Annotated in this window: 14 protein-coding genes; all 14 read left to right on the top strand. The window is 65.8% G+C overall.

Annotated features, from left to right (window positions below):
• The coding region (gene hslU, locus ISS20_RS10455; RefSeq protein WP_291436320.1) for an ATP-dependent protease ATPase subunit HslU at positions 1-938 on the top strand (938 nt) is incomplete at its 5' end.
• Between the two features lie 252 nt (positions 939-1,190).
• The gene (gene mraZ, locus ISS20_RS10460) at positions 1,191-1,619 is read left to right on the top strand and encodes a division/cell wall cluster transcriptional repressor MraZ (protein ID WP_015012546.1); all 429 of its coding nucleotides are present in this window, start codon (positions 1,191-1,193) and stop codon (positions 1,617-1,619) included.
• An 8-nt stretch (positions 1,620-1,627) separates the two neighbouring features.
• Complete coding sequence (rsmH, locus tag ISS20_RS10465; RefSeq protein WP_291436323.1) at positions 1,628-2,554, top strand: 16S rRNA (cytosine(1402)-N(4))-methyltransferase RsmH; 927 nt, start codon at positions 1,628-1,630, stop codon at positions 2,552-2,554.
• A gap of 1 nt (position 2,555) precedes the next feature.
• Positions 2,556-2,882, top strand: coding sequence for a cell division protein FtsL (ftsL, locus tag ISS20_RS10470; protein ID WP_291436325.1), 327 nt, complete (start codon positions 2,556-2,558; stop codon positions 2,880-2,882).
• A complete protein-coding gene (locus ISS20_RS10475) occupies positions 2,879-4,624 on the top strand; it encodes a penicillin-binding protein 2 (protein WP_291436327.1) in 1,746 nt (581 codons plus the stop codon). The genes ftsL and ISS20_RS10475 overlap by 4 nt, the downstream gene beginning before the upstream one ends.
• The gene (locus ISS20_RS10480) at positions 4,621-6,138 is read left to right on the top strand and encodes a UDP-N-acetylmuramoyl-L-alanyl-D-glutamate--2,6-diaminopimelate ligase (RefSeq protein ID WP_291436329.1); all 1,518 of its coding nucleotides are present in this window, start codon (positions 4,621-4,623) and stop codon (positions 6,136-6,138) included. The genes ISS20_RS10475 and ISS20_RS10480 overlap by 4 nt, the downstream gene beginning before the upstream one ends.
• Positions 6,129-7,595, top strand: coding sequence for a UDP-N-acetylmuramoyl-tripeptide--D-alanyl-D-alanine ligase (gene murF, locus ISS20_RS10485; RefSeq protein ID WP_291436331.1), 1,467 nt, complete (start codon positions 6,129-6,131; stop codon positions 7,593-7,595). The genes ISS20_RS10480 and murF overlap by 10 nt, the downstream gene beginning before the upstream one ends.
• A 39-nt stretch (positions 7,596-7,634) precedes the next feature.
• On the top strand, positions 7,635-8,813 hold the full coding sequence (gene mraY, locus ISS20_RS10490) for a phospho-N-acetylmuramoyl-pentapeptide-transferase (protein WP_291436333.1): 1,179 nt from the start codon (positions 7,635-7,637) through the stop codon (positions 8,811-8,813).
• Complete coding sequence (gene murD / locus ISS20_RS10495) at positions 8,810-10,774, top strand: UDP-N-acetylmuramoyl-L-alanine--D-glutamate ligase (protein ID WP_291436335.1); 1,965 nt, start codon at positions 8,810-8,812, stop codon at positions 10,772-10,774. Before mraY ends, murD begins: the two co-directional genes overlap by 4 nt.
• Positions 10,771-12,039: a putative lipid II flippase FtsW gene (gene ftsW / locus ISS20_RS10500; protein ID WP_291436337.1), complete on the top strand. Its 1,269-nt coding sequence runs from the start codon at positions 10,771-10,773 to the stop codon at positions 12,037-12,039. The genes murD and ftsW overlap by 4 nt, the downstream gene beginning before the upstream one ends.
• Before the next feature lie 79 nt (positions 12,040-12,118).
• Complete coding sequence (murG, locus tag ISS20_RS10505) at positions 12,119-13,186, top strand: undecaprenyldiphospho-muramoylpentapeptide beta-N-acetylglucosaminyltransferase (protein ID WP_291436339.1); 1,068 nt, start codon at positions 12,119-12,121, stop codon at positions 13,184-13,186.
• Positions 13,183-14,616: a UDP-N-acetylmuramate--L-alanine ligase gene (gene murC, locus ISS20_RS10510; RefSeq protein ID WP_291436340.1), complete on the top strand. Its 1,434-nt coding sequence runs from the start codon at positions 13,183-13,185 to the stop codon at positions 14,614-14,616. Before murG ends, murC begins: the two co-directional genes overlap by 4 nt.
• Entirely contained in the window at positions 14,613-15,602 is a 990-nt protein-coding gene (locus ISS20_RS10515; RefSeq protein WP_291436342.1) for a D-alanine--D-alanine ligase, read from the top strand. The genes murC and ISS20_RS10515 overlap by 4 nt, the downstream gene beginning before the upstream one ends.
• Positions 15,602-16,405: a cell division protein FtsQ/DivIB gene (locus ISS20_RS10520; RefSeq protein WP_291436343.1), complete on the top strand. Its 804-nt coding sequence runs from the start codon at positions 15,602-15,604 to the stop codon at positions 16,403-16,405. Before ISS20_RS10515 ends, ISS20_RS10520 begins: the two co-directional genes overlap by 1 nt.
• Positions 16,406-16,415: the final 10 nt, after the last annotated feature.

The raw sequence follows: 16,415 nt of genomic DNA on the forward strand, positions 1-16,415 counted from the left end.
GCATCCTGGACGTGCTGATCCCCCCAGCCCGCGCAGCGGCAGGCAGCGAACCCGCCGCTGACAACACGGCCCGCCAGGTCTTTCGCAAGAAGCTGCGCGAAGGTGCACTGGATGACAAGGAGATCGAGATCGACGTGGCCGAAGGCCGCCCCCAGCTCGAAATCATGGGCCCCCAGGGCATGGAAGAGATGACCGAGCAGCTGCGTGGCATGTTCAGCCAGCTGGGGCAGGACAAGCGCAAGACCCGCAAGCTCAAGATCGCTGAGGCCCTGAAGCTCATTGCCGATGAAGAGGCGGCCAAGCTGGTCAACGAAGAGGACATCAAGACCCGCGCGGTGGCCAGCGCCGAGCAAAACGGTATCGTCTTCATCGATGAGATCGACAAGGTGGCCGCGCGGCAGGAAAGCAGTGGCGCCGACGTATCGCGCCAGGGCGTGCAGCGCGACCTGCTGCCGCTGGTGGAGGGCACCACGGTGTCCACCAAGTACGGCATGATCAAGACGGACCACATCCTGTTCATCGCCTCGGGGGCGTTTCACCTGTCCAAGCCCAGCGACCTGATCCCGGAGCTGCAGGGGCGTTTTCCCATCCGGGTGGAGCTGGAGTCGCTGTCGGTCAAGGACTTTGAAGCCATCCTCACGCAGACCCATGCGTCGCTGGTCAAGCAGTACCAGGCGCTACTGGCGACTGAGGGTGTCGCGCTGGAATTCGCGCCTGACGGCATCACACGCCTCGCGCACATCGCCTTCGAGGTGAACGAGCGCACCGAGAATATCGGGGCGCGCCGCCTGTCCACGGTGATGGAGCGCTTGCTGGACGAGGTGAGTTTTGACGCCACGCGTCTTTCGGGCCAGACCATCACCATCGACGCGGCCTACGTCGATGCCCGCCTGCAGACCCTGAGCCAGGACGAGGACCTGTCGCGCTACATCCTGTGACCACTCGGTCAAGCCTTGAGAGGTCACTTTCATAGGCCTCTCTAAGTGCTTCTTTTTCAACGACTTTTGGCGTTCTGGTGTCTGAAAAAACGCATCTAAGTCGTTGATTTCATTGAAAAGTTTGTGGGACAACCCCCTTGTTCGGTGTGCTTTTCCTGCTACAGTGCAAAAAAGTGCAATTAAGTGGTGAAAAGTGCCCTCAAAGTCCGTTTCTGGACTTGCGAGGCGCAAAACCGAACTGGGAATCTGTCCGTGTTTCAAGGTGCCTCGTCGCTGAGTCTCGATGCGAAGGGTCGGCTGTCCGTGCCGACCCGGCATCGTGACGTCCTCGCGGCCACGGCATCCGGTCAGCTCACTATCACCAAGCACCCGCACGGCTGCCTCATGGTCTTTCCCCGTCCTGAATGGGAGAAGTTCCGCGAGCGCATTGCCCAGCTGCCCATGTCCGCCCAGTGGTGGAAGCGCATCTTCCTGGGCAATGCCATGGATGTGGACATGGACGCCACCGGCCGTGTGCTGATCTCCCCCGAGCTGCGCGAAGCCGCCGGTATTTCCAAAGACACCATGCTGCTGGGCATGGGCAACCATTTCGAACTCTGGGACAAGGCCACCTACGACGAGCAGGAAGCCAAGGCCATGCAGGGCGAGATGCCGGATGTCTTCAAGGACTTCTCCTTCTGAGGCGCGCTGTGACATCCCCCTTGCAACACACCACCGTCCTGCTGAACGAGGCCGTGGACTCTCTCCTCGGTGGCGCAGGCCCGGAGCCTTCCGGCACCTGGATCGATGCGACCTTCGGGCGCGGTGGGCACTCCCGCCTCATCCTGCTCCGGCTGGGCCCCCAGGGGCGCCTGGTGGCCTTTGACAAGGACCCCGAAGCCATCGCCGAAGCAACGCGCATCACCGATGCGCGTTTTTCCATTCGGCACGAAGGTTTTCGCCATCTGGCCGAGCTGCCGCCCGCCAGCGCTGCGGGCGTGTTGATGGACCTGGGCGTGAGCTCGCCCCAGATCGACAGCCCCGAGCGGGGCTTCAGTTTCCGTTTTGACGGTCCGCTGGACATGCGCATGGATACCACGCGCGGCGAAAGCGTGGCCGATTGGTTGGCCACGGCCGAAGTCGGTCAGATTGCGGAGGTGATACGTGACTACGGTGAAGAACGGTTTGCTGGCCCCATTGCAAAGGCGATTGTTGCTCGGCGCGAAGAACGGGGTCCTCTTGCAACCACCGCAGAATTGGCCGACCTCGTGGCTGGCGCGGTCAAAACCCGCGAGCCGGGCCAGAACCCTGCAACGCGCACATTTCAAGCTCTTCGGATTTTCATCAACGCCGAGCTTGAAGAGCTGCAACAGGCGCTAGAGGCCAGCCTCTCGGTGCTGCAGCCCGGTGGGCGGCTGGTGGTCATCAGCTTCCATTCGCTCGAAGACCGCATCGTCAAGCAGTTCATCGCCAAACACTCCAAGGAGGTGTACGACCGCCGCGCACCGTTTGCCGCGCCGCAGGCCATGAGACTCGTTGCGCTCGACCGCATCAAGCCCAGTGCGGCCGAGGTCGAGGCCAACCCGCGCTCGCGCAGCGCCATCATGCGCGTGGCCGAGCGCACGGCGGTCGTCTGACATGACTCGGCTCAACGTGGTCCTGTTGCTGGCAGTGCTGGCCAGCGCGATCTATCTGGTGCACACCCAGTACGAATCGCGCCGCCTGTTCACCGAGCTGGACCGCGCCGTGGCCGAGGCCCGCCGCCTGGAAACGGAGCACCAGCGACTGCAGGTAGAAAAGCGCGCCCAGGCCACGCCGCTGCGTGTGGAGAAGATTGCGCGGGCGCAGCTGAACATGCGCACTGCCACGCCAGCCATCACGCAGTATGTGTCCGACCCACGGGGCGTCGCTGCTGCGGCGACCGCGGCTGCGACTGCGTCGCAACCGGCAGGGGAGCAGCCATGAGCCGCAGCGTGCTCTACACCTCCAGCCCTCTGCTAGCCAGCAAGACGCCGGTCTGGCGCAGCAAGTTCATCGTGGCGGTGATTGGGCTGGGCTTCCTGGGGCTGGTCGGGCGTGCTGCCTATGTGCAGGTGTTTGGCAATGCGTTCTTCCAGCGTCAGGGCGAGGTGCGGTTTGCGCGCACGCTGGAGCTGCCCGCCAACCGCGGCAAGATCGTGGACCGCAACGGACTGATCCTCGCGTCCAGCGTGCCGGCTGCGAGCATCTGGGCCATCCCTGAGGACGTGGACCAGGACAAGCCCGAAGTGCGTGCCAAGCTCAAGCAACTGGCCAAACTGCTGGACATGCCGCAGGCCGACCTGCTGAAGAAGCTGGCGGATGAGGACAAGACCTTTGTCTGGATCAAGCGCCAGCTGGACTGGGATGTGGGCCAGCAGATTGCGGCCCTGGACATCAAGGGCATCTACCAGCGCAAGGAATACAAGCGCCAGTACCCCGAGGGCGAGGCCGCAGCACACGTGGTGGGCTTTACCAATGTGGAAGACCATGGCCAGGAAGGCATGGAGCTGGCGTTCGACAAGGAGCTGGCGGGCAAACCTGGATCGCGCCGCGTGATCAAGGACCGGCTGGGCCGCGTGGTGGAAAGCGTGGGCGAAACCGTGCCCCCGGTCGATGGCAAGGACATGCAGTTGTCCATCGACAGCAAGGTGCAGTTTTTTGCCTACCAGAAGCTGCGCGACCAGGTCGCCGCGCACAAGGCCAAGGCAGGCAGTGTGGTGGTGCTCGATGCCCACACGGGTGAACTGCTGGCGCTGGCCAACTACCCGAGCTACGTGCCCGACAAGCGCCAGAACCTGACTGGCGAGCAACTGCGCAACCGCGCGCTCACCGACGTTTTCGAGCCCGGCTCGACCATGAAGCCGTTCACCATTGGCCTGGCGCTGGAGACGGGCCGTGTGCGCCCCGAGACCGTGGTGGATACCAACCCCGGACGCATCACCATCACCGGCTCCACAATCTCGGACACGCACAACTACGGCGTGCTCACTGTCGAAGGCGTGATCCAGAAGTCCAGCAACGTGGGCACCACCAAGCTGGCCATGCAGATGCCCGCGCGCGAGATGTGGGAGACCTTCTCGGCCGCCGGTTTTGGTCAGAAGCCCCAATTGCACTTCCCGGGCGTGGTGACGGGCCGCCTGCGCCCCTACAAGAGCTGGCGCCCGGTGGAGCAGGCCACCATGTCGTATGGCTACGGCCTGTCGGCCAGCCTGTTCCAGATGGCGCGCTCGTACACGGTGTTTGCCAATGGCGGCCGGGTGATTCCCGCCACCATGCTCAAGACGGCCGAGCCCGCCGTGGGCGTGCCCGTGTTTTCGGAGCGCACGGCCGACCAGGTGCGCAAGATGCTGCAGATGGCTGCAGGCCCTGGCGGCACGGGCCAGAAGGCGCAGACCGTGGGTTACTCGGTGGGTGGCAAGTCGGGCACGGCGCGCAAGCAGGTGGGAAAGAACTACGCTTCGGGCAAGTACCGCGCGTGGTTCACTGGCATGGCACCCATCGACAAGCCCCGCATCATCGTGGCCGTGATGATCGACGAGCCCAGCAACGGCGTGTTCTACGGCGGTGCCGTGGCCGCACCCGTGTTCAGCGAGGTGGTGCAGCAGACGCTGCGCATGATGGGCGTGCAGCCCGACATGGCCGTCAAGCCGCAAATCGTGGCCAATGCGGTGGAGGAGTCGCTGTGACGCATTCGCCCCTCCACACCCTGCAGTCCGCCAGCGACGCGGTGCAATGGCTGCGCTCACGTGTGACCGGCGCCCTGCGCACCGACAGCCGCCAGATCACGCCCGGCGATGGCTTCATCGCCTGGCCCGGTGCTGCCACTGACGGCCGCGCACATGTGGCCGACGCCATGGTGCGCGGCGCCACGGCCTGCCTTGTGGAGCAGGCGGGGGTCGAGGCCTTCGCTTTTGCGGGCGACCACATGGCCGCGCTGCAGGGCCTCAAGGCAGCCACCGGGCCCATCGCGGCGGAATGGTTTGCGCAGCCCACGCAGCAGCTGAAGGTGCTGGCGGTGACGGGAACCAATGGCAAGACCAGCACGGCATGGTGGCTCGCAGGCGCTCTGAATGTGCTATCGAATGAGGAGCAATTTGGGCAAGATCGATGTGCGCTGGTGGGTACTTTGGGCATGGGACTGCCACCCGCGCTCACCTCCACCGGCATGACTACGCCCGACCCGGTGCGCCTGCAGCGCGCGTTTGCCCAGTTTGCGGCGCAGGGCCTCGGTGCCTGCGCCATCGAGGCCTCGTCGATTGGATTGGCCGAGGCCCGGCTCGACGGCACGCACATCCACGCGGCCATCTTCACCAACTTCACGCAAGACCACCTGGACTACCACGGCAGCATGGCCGATTACTGGCTGGCCAAGCGGGCGCTGTTCGACTGGCCGGGCCTGCAGGCTGCCATCATCAATGTGGACGACCCTGCAGGCGCCCAATTGCATGGCGAGCTGAAGGGCGGTGCGCTGGATCTGTGGAGCGTCTCGGCCCAGGGGCCTGCGCGCCTGGCTGCACAGGACATCGCCCTGGGTGACCAGGGCCTGCGTTTCACGGTGGTCGAGGGCGCTGATCGCCATCTGCTGCAAACCCGCGTGATCGGCCAGTACAACGTGCTGAACCTGCTGGGGGTGCTGGCCACGCTGCGCAGCCTGGGCGTGCCGCTGGACCGCGCCGTGCGCGCTTGCGCCAGCCTGCAGCCCGTGCCGGGCCGCATGCAGCGGTTGGTGTCGGCGGGTCAACCCCTGGTGGCCGTGGACTACGCCCACACCCCCGACGCTTTGGACAAGGCCCTGCAAGCCCTGCGCCCCCTGGCTGCCGAGCGCGGCGGGCGGCTGTGGTGCGTGTTTGGCTGCGGCGGCGACCGCGACGCGGGCAAGCGCCCGCTGATGGGCGCGGTGGCCCAGCAGCAGGCCGACCAGGTGCTGGTGACCAGCGACAACCCCCGCAGCGAAGACCCCGCAGCCATCCTGCACCAGATCCTGCAGGGCACGATTGCCGGCGGCACGGTGCGCGCCGAGCCCGACCGCGCGGCCGCCATCGCCCAGGCCATTTCCGAAGCAGCGCCCGCCGACGTGGTGCTGATTGCGGGCAAGGGCCACGAAGACACCCAGGAGACGGCAGGCGTGCGCGTGCCGTTCTCCGACATGGCCCACGCGCAAGCTGCGCTGCAGGCACGAGGAGCCCACACATGGGCATGAACACCATTGCACCCGTCATGACGCTGCAGCAAGCCTGGGCGCTTCTGCAGCCGCGTATTCCCGCCGCCCGCCTGGTGGGTGATGGCGTCACCCCGCTGGCGCGTGTGCACACCGACACGCGCACCCTGCAGCCGGGCGATCTGTTTGTGGCGCTCAAAGGCGAGCGTTTTGACGCCAATGCCTTCCTTGCGGACGCCCGCGCAGGCGGAGCTGCGGCGGCCATTGCACACGGTGGCCTGGAGGCAGCCGGTTTGCCCGGCATCGAAGTGCCTGACAGTCTGGCTGCGCTGGGCGCACTGGCCACCGGCTGGCGTACGCAGTTCCACCTGCCGCTGATCGGCGTGACGGGCAGCAATGGCAAGACCACAGTGACGCAGATGATCGCGTCCATCCTGCGTGCCTGGCAGGGTGAAGCTGCGTTTGCCACGCAGGGCAACTTCAACAACGACATCGGTGTGCCGCTGATGCTGATGCGCCTGCGCGCCAGCCACCGCGCCGCCGTGATCGAGATGGGCATGAATCACCCCGGCGAGATCGCCACGCTGGCTGCCATGGCCCAGCCCACGGTGGCCTTGGTCAACAACGCGCAGCGCGAGCATCTGGAGTTCATGCACACCGTCGAGGCTGTTGCCCGCGAGAACGGTTCGGTGTTTGACAGCTTGCCCGCCGATGGCGTGGCCGTGTTTCCGGCAGGGGATACCTATACGGGCCTGTGGCAGTCGCTGGCCATGGAGCGGCCCGACCGCCGCACGGTGACCTTTGGTGATGGCGGCGATGTTCGCTGTGCGCAGGCCACGTGGGAGCGCGGCGCCTGGGCGGTCACCCTGGCCACACCACGCGGCAAGATCACGACCCGCCTGCACATCGCAGGCCGCCACAACGTCACCAACGCACTGGCGGCCACGGCCTGCACCCTGGCAGCGGGTGCGCCTCTGGCCGCCATTGCCCAGGGCCTGCGCGATTTCATGCCGGTCAAGGGGCGCTCGCGTGCGTTCAGCGTGTCGGTGGCAGGCCGCGAGGTCACGGTGGTGGACGATACGTACAACGCCAACCCTGACTCCATGCATGCCGCCATACAGGTTCTGGCCGAGTTGCCGGGGCCGCAGTTGCTGGTCATGGGCGATATGGGCGAGGTCGGTGATCAAGGGCCTCAGTTCCACGCTGAAGCCGGTGCGCTGGCGCGTGCTGCCGGTATCCCCAGGCTGTTTGCGCTCGGAGCGCAGTCGGTGCACGCCGCGTCGGCCTATGGCGAAGGGGCCCTGCATTTCAACGAGATGGCAGCGCTGCTGGATGCTGTGCGCAGCGCATTGCCCACGATGGGCAGCGTGCTGGTCAAGGGATCGCGATTCATGAAGACGGAACAGGTGGTCGAGGCCATTGCGGCCGCCGCACTGCCCCCAGAACAACAACAAAAGCCGATCAATCCACGGGAGGGACACCATGGCGCAACGCATTGAAATCGACCGCGCGGTGCCTGCCCACGCCGGAGGTGCCACATGCTGCTGATGCTGTCGCAATGGCTGCAGGGCCTGTCGCCCGAGTTCGGCTTCTTTCGGGTGTTCCAGTACCTCACGTTCCGCGCGGTGATGGCCGCCATGACGGCGCTGCTCATCGGACTGGTGGCCGGCCCCAAGGTGATCCGCGTGCTCACCTCGCTCAAGATCGGCCAGCCCATCCGGGGCTATGCGATGCAGTCGCACCTGTCCAAGAGTGGCACGCCCACCATGGGCGGTGTGTTGATCCTGTTGTCGATCGCCATTTCCACATTGCTGTGGTTCGACCTGTCCAACCGCTTTGTGTGGATCGTGTTGATCGTCACGCTGGGCTTTGGCGCCATCGGCTGGGTGGATGACTGGCGCAAGGTGGTCCATAAGGACCCCGAGGGCATGCGCTCGCGCGAGAAGTATTTCTGGCAGTCGGTGATCGGCCTCATGGCCGCGCTGTACCTGGTGTTCAGCATTTCCGAAAGCTCCAACGCCAAGGTGTGGGAGCTGTTTGTGGGCTGGGTCCAGTCGGGCTTCTCGCTCGACCTGCCACCCAAGGCGGGGTTGCAGTTGCCCTTCTTCAAGGAAGTGAGCTACCCGCTGGGTGTCCTGGGCTTCGTGATCCTGACTTATCTGGTGATCGTGGGCTCCAGCAATGCGGTGAACCTGACCGATGGCCTGGACGGCCTGGCCATCATGCCCGTGGTGATGGTGGGCTCGGCCCTGGGCGTGTTTGCCTACGTCACCGGCAGCTCGGTGTATTCCAAGTACCTGTTCTTCCCGCACATTCCGGGCTCGGGCGAGTTGCTGATCTTCTGCGCAGCCATGGCGGGCGCGGGCCTGGCTTTCCTCTGGTTCAACGCGCACCCCGCCCAGGTCTTCATGGGCGACGTGGGCGCGCTCGCGCTGGGCGGAGCCCTGGGCACCATCGCCATCATCGTGCGCCAGGAGATTGTGTTGGCCATCATGGGCGGCATCTTTGTGGTCGAGGCTCTGTCGGTGATGCTGCAGGTCACCTGGTTCAAGTACACCAAGAAGCGCTACGGAGAAGGCCGTCGCCTGCTCAAGATGGCGCCCCTGCACCACCACTTTGAAAAGAGCGGCTGGAAAGAAACGCAGGTGGTTGTCCGCTTCTGGATCATCACCATGCTGCTGTGCCTGATTGGCCTGTCCACGCTGAAACTGCGATGAACCCGAACGATCCTCTTGTCCCTGACCCCCTCGGTACGCCCGAGGTCATGCCCCCGTTGGCAGGGGCTGGGGTGGATGCTGACGGTGCTCCAGAGGTCCCTCCTGAAGCGCAGGATGCTGCGCCTCTGGCGCCTGAAGTGAATCCGGCGCAAGACGTTGCGGCATCAGGCAGCGAAGTGCCAGAAGTCATGTCGGCAGCGGAGGGCACTGAGGGAGCACCAGGCGCGCCTGCAGCTAAAAGCACCAGTACCGCCTGGAACCCCGAGGCGGTGCCCGCCGTCTCCGCCGCCAAGGCTGCGGCAGACTTTGTGGCGCAGATCTTTGCCGAGGTGGCCGCACCCGATTCAGGACCTGCTGACAGTGCGGACATTACTGACACCGCAGAGGCCGACGAGTCCGTGACCCCCGACGTACCTGCAGGTCCGGCGCGCGACGGCGTCGTGAACCTGCTGCAAGACCAGAACATCCTGATCCTGGGCCTGGGTGCCTCAGGCATGGCGATGGCACGCTGGTGCGTGCGCTGCGGCGCGCAGGTCACCGTGGCCGATACACGCGCCGCGCCGCCGCAACTGCCCGCATTGCAGCAGGAGCTGCCCCAGGTGCGGTTTGTGTCGGGCGCATTCGATGCCAGCCTGGTGCAAGGGCAGAACCTGCAGGCGGTCTATCGTTCGCCAGGACTGAGCCCCGAGGCAGTTGCTCCTGTTTTGGTAGCGGCTCGTGCAAACAACATTTGCGCTGGTGGCGAGTTGAGCCTGTATGCCATAGCCCTGGCAGCGTTGCGCAGTTCGCACGCGTATGCCCCGGCCGTGCTGGCCATCACCGGGACCAACGGCAAGACCACCGTGACCTCGCTCACTGGCCAGCTGGTGGAGCGCTCAGGCAAACGCGTGGCCGTGGCCGGCAACATCGGTCCGACCCTGCTCGACACGCTGGCAGAACACCTGGATGCAGACACCTTGCCCGACGTGTGGGTGCTGGAGCTGTCGAGCTTTCAGCTCGATGGCGTCATGGGCTTTGAGCCCACGGCCGCCACGGTGCTCAACATCACGCAGGACCATCTGGACTGGCACGGCAGCATCGAAGCCTACGCCGCTGCCAAGGCGCACATCTTCGGGCAGGCGGGCTTGATGATCCTGAACCGCGAAGACCCGGGCGTGATGGCGATGCTTCCGCCACCCGTCAAGGTCAAGCTGCAAAAGCCGCAAGTGCGCACTCACCTCACGTTTGGTGGCGATATGCCCCGGCGTCCGGGCGACTTTGGCATTGAGGTGGTGAGCGGCATGCCCTGGCTGGTGCGCGCCATGGACGCGGACGAAACCCGCAAGCGCGGCCGTAACGAGGTGGAAGAGGATCTGCACATCCAGCGGCTCATGCCGGCGGATGCACTGCGCATCCGGGGGCGCCACAACGCCACCAATGCATTGGCGGCGTTGGCGCTGGCCACAGCGGCGGGTTGCCCGCTGGCGCCCATGCTTTACGGCTTGCGCGAGTACCGGGGCGAGCCGCACCGCGTGGAGCCCGTGGCCATCATCCACGGCGTGGAATATTTTGACGACAGCAAGGGCACCAACGTGGGCGCCACGGCGGCTGCGCTGGTGGGGCTGGGCACGGAGCGGCGTTTGGTGGTCATTCTGGGCGGAGAAGGCAAGGGGCAGGACTTTGCGCCCCTGGCAGCCCCCGTCGCACGTTGTGCACGTGCGGTGGTGCTGATTGGCCGCGACGCACCGCTGATCCGCGCTGCGCTCCAGGACGCTGGCGTGCCGTTGCTCGATGCGGACACTTTGCCTGAGGCCGTTGCACTGGCCGCGCAGCGCGCCCATTCTGGCGATGCGGTGCTGATGTCGCCCGCCTGCGCCAGTTTCGACATGTTCAAGGACTATGAGCACCGCGCCCAGGTCTTTTGCGAGACCGTGCGGGCGATGGCCGACGATGCGGGCCAGTCGGCGGAGGGCATGCAATGACGGCACCCGCCAGCACCCTGTTGCAACGTGTGACCGGCTGGTTCGGTGGCCTGCCTGGCAAGGCGGCCGACGTGTTGCCCGTGCGCGTGGGCGGCACCGAGTACCGGCAGTCGTCCAGCACGCCCGCGAGCGTGCTGGGCTTTGACCAGGCCTTGCTCTGGGTGGTGGTGGCACTGCTGGCGTGGGGGTTGGTGATGGTGTATTCGGCGTCGATTGCCATGCCGGACAACCCGCGCTTTGCCAACTATGCGTCCACCCATTTCCTGACCCGCCACATGATGTACCTGGTGGTGGGCTTTGTGGCGGCGCTGCTGGCTTTTCAGGTGCCCATGGCGCTGTGGGAGCGGGTGGCACCCTGGTTGTTCATCGTGGCGCTGCTCATGCTGGTGGCGGTGTTGATCCCCGGCGTGGGCAAGGTCGTCAATGGCGCACGCCGCTGGCTGTCCATCGGGCCGGTGGGCTTTCAGCCGTCCGAGGTCGCGAAGTTTGCGGTGCTGATCTATGCCGCCGACTACATGGTGCGCAAGATGGAGGTGAAGGAACGCTTCTTCCGCGCCGTGCTGCCCATGGGCGCTGCGGTGGCCATCGTCGGTGTGCTGCTGCTGGCCGAGCCCGACATGGGCGCCTTCATGGTGGTGGCCGTGATCGCCATGGGCATCCTGTTCCTGGGCGGCGTGAACGCCCGCATGTTCTTCCTGATCGCCGGGGTGCTGGTGGGAGCCTTCGCACTGATGATTGCCAGTTCGCCCTGGCGCCGCGAGCGGGTGTTTGCGTACCTTGACCCTTTCAGCGAACAGCACGCGCTGGGCAAGGGCTATCAGCTCTCGCACTCGCTGATCGCCATCGGCCGCGGCGAGGTGTTTGGCGTGGGGCTGGGTGGCAGTGTGGAGAAGCTGCACTGGCTGCCCGAGGCGCACACCGACTTTTTGCTCGCCGTAATCGGCGAGGAGTTTGGCCTGGTGGGCGTGGTCACGCTCATCGTGCTGTTCTTGTGGATGACCCGCCGCATCATGCACATCGGCCGCCAGGCCATTGCGCTGGACCGCGTGTTCGCGGGGCTGGTGGCGCAAGGTGTGGCGATCTGGATCGGTTTTCAGGCCTTCATCAACATGGGTGTGAACCTGGGCGCGCTGCCAACCAAGGGGCTCACGCTGCCGTTGATGAGCTTTGGGGGGTCGGCGATCTTGATGAACCTGGTGGCGCTGGCCGTGGTGCTCAGGGTGGATTACGAAAACAAGCTGCTCATGCGCGGAGGCCGCGTATGAGAAGTTTGTTTTACCAAAACAAGCTGTGCATTGCGCAAGCAATGCCAGGCACGCAGTGCCTGATGCGCGGAGGCCGCACATGACGCAGAAGACGGCCCTCATCATGGCGGGTGGTACCGGCGGCCATATCTTTCCGGGCCTGGCCGTGGCCGAGGAGCTGCGCACGCGCGGCTGGCGTGTGCACTGGCTGGGCGCGCCCGGCAGCATGGAGTCGCGCATCGTGCCGCAGCACGGCTTTGCGCTGGAGTTGATCGACTTCTCGGGCGTGCGTGGCAAGGGGCTGGTCACACTGGCCTTGCTGCCGCTGCGTTTGCTGCGCGCGTTCTGGCAGGCCCTGCAGGTGGTGCGGCGCGTCAAGCCCGATGTGGTGGTGGGCCTTGGAGGCTACATCACCTTTCCGGGCGGCATGATGGGCGTGCTGGCAGGCAAACCCCTGGTGCTGCACGAGCAGAACTCGGTGGCGGGCATGGCCAATAAGGTGCTGGCCGGTGTGGCCGACCGGGTGTTCACCGCCTTCCCCAGCGTGTTCAAGAAGGGCCAGTGGGTGGGCAATCCGCTGCGCACCGCCTTCACGCAGCAGCCCGGTCCGACTGAGCGGTTTGCGGGCCGCAGCGGTCCGCTGCGTCTGCTGGTGGTGGGCGGCAGCTTGGGCGCGCGTGCCCTCAACGAAATCGTGCCTCAGGCCATTGCCCTGATGCCAGCTGTACAACGCCCCACTGTGGTCCACCAGAGCGGAGCGACGCAGATCGATGCACTGCGCGCCAACTATGCTGCCGCTGGGGTCGAGGCAGAGCTGACGCCTTTCATCGACGACACCGCCAGCGCTTTTGCGGCGGCCGACGTCATCGTCTGCCGTGCGGGGGCCAGCACCGTCACGGAGATCGCCGCGGTGGGCGCCGCGTCCATCTTTGTGCCCTTCCCGTCGGCGGTGGATGACCACCAGACCACCAACGCGCAGTTCCTCGTGAATGCAGGGGGCGGCTGGCTGGTGCAGCAGCGCGACCTGACGGCCGAGGGGTTGTCAAAAATGCTATTAAATTTAGAGCGTTCCACGCTTGTGGATGTAGCGCTCAAGGCCAAAAACATGCAAAAGATTAACGCCACCCGCGAAGTGGTGACTGCCTGCGAGGAGTTGGCCCAATCATGAAACACGCGATTCGCCATATCCATTTTGTGGGCCTGGGCGGCGCCGGCATGAGCGGCATCGCTGAGGTACTGTTCAATCTGGGCTACCGCATCACGGGCTCGGACCTGGCCGACAGCGCCACGCTGCGCCGCCTGCAGGGGCTGGGTATCAAGACCTGCCTGGGCCACGCCGCTGCGCACATCGACGGCGCAGACGCCGTGGTCACGTCCACCGCCGTCACGGCCGACAACCCCGAGGTGTTGGCCGCGCGGGAGAAGAAGATCCCCGTGGTGCCCCGCGCGCTCATGCTGGCCGAGCTGATGCGCCTCAAGCAGGGCATTGCCATTGCCGGCACGCACGGCAAGACCACCACCACCAGCCTGGTGACCAGCGTGCTGGCCGAGGCGGGGCTGGATCCGACCTTCGTCATCGGCGGCAAGCTCAACAGCGCCGGTGCCAATGCCAAGCTGGGCAGCGGCGACTACATCGTGGTCGAGGCCGACGAGTCCGACGCGTCCTTCCTGAACCTGCTGCCCGTGATGGCCGTCGTGACCAACATCGACGCCGACCACATGGAGACCTACGGACACGACTTTGGCCGGCTCAAGGGCGCATTTGTCGATTTTCTGCACCGCATGCCCTTCTACGGCACGGCCATCCTGTGTGTGGACAGCCCGGCCGTGCGCGACATCCTGCAAAGCGTGACCTGCCCCATCACCAGCTACGGCTTCTCGGAAGACGCGCAGGTGCGCGCCATCAACGTGCAGGCCGAGGCTGGCCAGATGCGCTTCACCGTGCAGCGGCGCAACGGCGTCACGCTGCCTGACATGGAGGTCGTGCTCAACCTCGCGGGCGAGCACAACGTGCTCAACGCGCTGTCTGCGATTGCCGTGGCCGTGGAGCTCAACATCCCGGACGAAGCCGTGCAGCGTGCGCTCGCAGGCTTCAAGGGCGTGGGCCGGCGCTTCCAGCGCTATGGCGACCTGCCCGCGAAAGATGGCGGTTTGTTCACTGTCATCGATGACTACGGCCACCACCCTGTGGAGATGGCCGCCACGCTGGCAGCCGCGCGTGGCGCATTCCCCGGCCGCCGTCTGGTGCTGGCCTTCCAGCCGCACCGCTACAGCCGCACGCGCGATTGCTTTGAGGATTTCGTCAAGGTCATTGGCAACGCCGACGCAGTGCTGCTCACCGAGGTGTACGCCGCTGGTGAAGCGCCGGTCGTGGCCGCCGATGGCCGCTCGCTGGCCCGTGCCTTGCGTGTGGCCGGCCGTGTGGAGCCGGTGTTTGTGGACAACGTGGCTGATCTGCCCCAAGCCATTGCCGACAACGCACGCGCTGGTGATGTGGTGATGTGCATGGGTGCAGGCTCCATTGGCGCTGTGCCCGGCAAGGTGGTTGAGATGCTACAAAATAATGAGCTTAAAGCGCATGAAGGGAGCGCACTATGACCCTTCCAGAATCCCTTATCGATGTGAAATCGCTGGGCAAGGTCGCCGTCTTGATGGGTGGGGACTCGGCCGAGCGCGAAGTGTCGCTGATGTCCGGCAGCGGCGTGCTGCAGGCCTTGCGGGCGCGCGGCGTGGACGCGCATGCGTTCGACCCTGCACACAACCCGCTGAGCGATCTGCAGCGCGACGGCTACGCGCGCTGCTTTATCGCGCTGCACGGCCGACATGGCGAGGACGGCACGGTGCAGGGTGCGCTGGAGCTGCTGCGCATCCCGTACACCGGCCCCGGCGTGATGGCTTCGGCCATTGCGATGGACAAGGTCATGACCAAGCGCGTGTGGCTGGCTGAAGGCCTGCCTACGCCACGCTACGTCTGGCTGGCACCCGACCGCCAGCAGCGCGAGGTGGTGCGCACCGTGCCCGACGAGCTGGGCCTGCCCCTCATCGTCAAGCCTCCGCGCGAAGGCTCGTCCATCGGCGTGACCAAGGTGCGCGGCTATACGGACATGCAGGAGGCTGTGCAGCTGTCTGCCCAGTACGACCCCGATGTGCTGTGCGAAGAGTTCATCGAGGGCGAGGAGGTGACCTGCCCCGTGCTGGGCCAGGGCGCCAGCGCCCGTGCACTGCCGGTGATCCGCATCGTGGCCCCCGATGGTGCTTACGACTACCAGAACAAGTATTTCACCGACGACGTGAAGTACCAGTGCCCGAGCGGCCTGCCCGAGGCCGAAGAGCGCGAGATACAGCGCATCGTGCTGGAGGCCTACCGCACCCTGGGCTGCCGTGGCTGGGGCCGTGCCGACCTGATGATCCGCGCGAGCGACCGCAAGCCCTTCTTGCTGGAGATGAATACATCCCCCGGCATGACGGGGCATTCGCTGGTGCCCATGTCGGCCCGGGCCTCGGGCATCAGCTACGAGGAGCTGTGTCTGCGCATCCTCGCGGATGCGGCACTGGACACGCCCGCAAAGCCAAAGGCTGACTGATGACCCAGACGCTGCCCGCACCCCTGGACGTCAAGCTCATGAACCTGACCGCTTCGGTCCTGTTCGTGGGCTGCGCCATGGCTGTGCTGGCGGCGGGAGCTTGGTGGGCCCTTCGCTACCCCGGCTTTGCCATCGCACGCATCGTGGTCCAGGGCGAGCTGGTGCACAACAACGCGGTGACCCTGCGGGCCAATGTGGCGCCGCACCTAGTGGGCAACTTCTTCACCGTGGACCTGCGTGCCGCCCGCGAGGCCTTCGAGCAGGTGCCCTGGGTGCGCCGCGCGCAAGTGCGGCGGGTGTACCCCGGCAGCCTGCGTGTGGAGTTGCAGGAGCATGACGCGGTGGCTTACTGGGGGCCGGACACCGGCTCAGCGCTGGTCAACAGCCAGGGCGAAGTCTTCGAGGCCAATGTGGGCGATGTGGAGCAGGAGGGCCTGCCGCGCCTGCAGGGGCCCACCGGCAGTTCGGCCGAAGTGCTGCAGATGTATGGGCTGCTGGAGCCGGTGTTCCAGCCGCTGGGTCTGGACGTGGAAGAGCTCCAGCTGACCGGGCGAGGCGGCTGGCGCGCCACCCTCGACAGCGAGGCCGTGGTGGAGCTGGGAGGCGGCACGCCGCAGGAAGTGGTGCAGCGCACGCAGCGTTTTGTACGCACCCTGACCCAGGTGGCCGCGCAGTATGGCCGCCGTGTGGACGCGCTGGAGTCCGCGGACCTGCGCCATGCCGGGGGCTACGCCCTGCGCTTGCGGGGTGTGACCACAGTGACTGCAGACGCAACCGGCGCGACGGCCGTGCGCAAGAGGTAGTGGCATGAGG

The sequence above is a fragment of the Acidovorax sp. genome, assembly GCF_016783915.1.
Classification (GTDB): domain Bacteria; phylum Pseudomonadota; class Gammaproteobacteria; order Burkholderiales; family Burkholderiaceae_C; genus Acidovorax.

Excerpts from the sequence above, each read along its gene's own strand:
- ftsL (WP_291436325.1), top strand. The coding sequence starts at position 2,556 with ATGACTCGGCTCAACGTGGTCCTGTTGCTGGCAGTGCTGGCCAGCGCG.
- ISS20_RS10475 (WP_291436327.1), top strand. The coding sequence starts at position 2,879 with ATGAGCCGCAGCGTGCTCTACACCTCCAGCCCTCTGCTAGCCAGCAAG.
- murF (WP_291436331.1), top strand. The coding sequence starts at position 6,129 with ATGGGCATGAACACCATTGCACCCGTCATGACGCTGCAGCAAGCCTGG.
- mraY (WP_291436333.1), top strand. The coding sequence starts at position 7,635 with ATGCTGCTGATGCTGTCGCAATGGCTGCAGGGCCTGTCGCCCGAGTTC.
- murD (WP_291436335.1), top strand. The coding sequence starts at position 8,810 with ATGAACCCGAACGATCCTCTTGTCCCTGACCCCCTCGGTACGCCCGAG.
- ftsW (WP_291436337.1), top strand. The coding sequence starts at position 10,771 with ATGACGGCACCCGCCAGCACCCTGTTGCAACGTGTGACCGGCTGGTTC.
- murG (WP_291436339.1), top strand. The coding sequence starts at position 12,119 with ATGACGCAGAAGACGGCCCTCATCATGGCGGGTGGTACCGGCGGCCAT.
- murC (WP_291436340.1), top strand. The coding sequence starts at position 13,183 with ATGAAACACGCGATTCGCCATATCCATTTTGTGGGCCTGGGCGGCGCC.
- ISS20_RS10515 (WP_291436342.1), top strand. The coding sequence starts at position 14,613 with ATGACCCTTCCAGAATCCCTTATCGATGTGAAATCGCTGGGCAAGGTC.
- ISS20_RS10520 (WP_291436343.1), top strand. The coding sequence starts at position 15,602 with ATGACCCAGACGCTGCCCGCACCCCTGGACGTCAAGCTCATGAACCTG.